Annotated in this window: 1 protein-coding gene and 1 pseudogene; both read left to right on the top strand. The window is 36.7% G+C overall.

Annotated elements, in window-relative coordinates:
- The coding region (locus tag ACY65O_RS18475) for a CCA tRNA nucleotidyltransferase (protein ID WP_462222334.1) at positions 1–1,102 on the top strand (1,102 nt) is incomplete at its 5' end.
- A 153-nt stretch (positions 1,103–1,255) separates the two neighbouring features.
- Positions 1,256–1,518, top strand: a pseudogene (locus tag ACY65O_RS18470) (IS1096 element passenger TnpR family protein); the annotation flags it as partial.

Below are 1,518 nucleotides of genomic sequence, written 5' to 3'. Positions count from 1 at the left end.
TAAACCTGCCGTAGAAACCGGTACTTTAGAAGATGACCAGAACCGTAGAGACTTTACCATTAATGCAATGGCGATAAGTTTAAATAAAAATGATTTTGGTGAACTGGTTGATCCGTTTAATGGTATTGCAGATTTAGAATTAAAAAATTTGCAAACGCCATTGGCGCCAGGCATAACATTTAGTGATGACCCTTTGCGCATGATGAGGGCCATTCGTTTTGCAACGCAATTAAATTTTACTATTGAAGAAAAAACTTTTGCAGCCATTGCAGAAAATAAAGAGCGAATAAAGATTGTTAGCGGCGAAAGAATTGCTGATGAATTGAATAAAATTATCTTATCGCCAAAGCCCTCCATTGGTTTTGATCTGTTATATAAAAGTGGTTTATTAAAAATTATTTTTCCCCAAATGGTGGCATTGGTTGGTGCTGAATATATAGATGGCATGGGGCATAAAGATAATTTTTATCATACTTTACAAGTGCTGGATAATATTGCACCCAATACTGACGATTTGTGGTTGCGCTGGGCTGCTATATTACATGATATTGCCAAGCCCGCCACAAAAAAATTTGAAGAAGGCCATGGCTGGACCTTTCATGGACATGAGGCTTTAGGCGGCAGAATGGTGCCCAAAATTTTTGCTCAATTAAAATTGCCGCAAAATGAAAAAATGAAATTTGTACGCAAGCTGGTAGAAATGCATTTGCGGCCCATCAGTCTTACCAAAGAAAATATTACCGATAGCGCTGTACGAAGATTGTTGTTTGATGCCGGTGAAGATTTTGATGCACTAATGACTTTGTGTGCAGCCGACATTACCAGTAAAAACAAACAAAAAGTACAGCGGTTTTTAAATAATTTCGACATGGTGCGTAAACGTTGTGCCGAAGTGGAGGAAAGCGATCACCTGCGCAACTGGCAACCTCCCATAACCGGCGAAATAATAATGCAGGCTTTTAATTTACCTCCTGATAGAAAAGTAGGTATTATAAAAAATGCTATAAGAGATGCCATTTTAGATGGAGAAATTCCAAATGAATATAATGCTGCGTACGCTTTTATGATTGCTAAAGCAAAGGAATTAGGAATCGGGAATTAAATCAGAGGAATTAGTAATTGGTAATTTGGAATTAGGTTTTATTACTTGTTATATTCTTCAACTGTATTGCCAAATCCCCAATCCCACATTCCTAATTCCAAATTTACAGGGCCAAATTCTCAATTACTATATTAAATTCTTTATTTTTACGCCATGGCTATTTTACGTTTCAGAATTTATTGGGAAGATGACGACAGTATTTACAGGGATATTGCTATCCGTCATACACAAAGTTTTTTTGATTTGCATACCTGCATTTTAAAAAGTTATGAGTTCGACTCTAAACATAAAGCAACTTTTTACCGCAGTAACGATAACTGGTTAAAGGGGAGGGAAATTTCTTTGGAGAAATATGATAAAGAGTATAAGGCCGAACCATTTATTATGGCTGATACCCCCATAAGCTCGGAGATAAG

This window comes from Ferruginibacter sp. (genome assembly GCF_031430955.1).
Taxonomy (GTDB): Bacteria; Bacteroidota; Bacteroidia; order Chitinophagales; family Chitinophagaceae; genus Ferruginibacter.
Note: the sequence above shows the minus strand (reverse complement) of the source record. Positions and strands in the feature narration are given on the sequence as shown.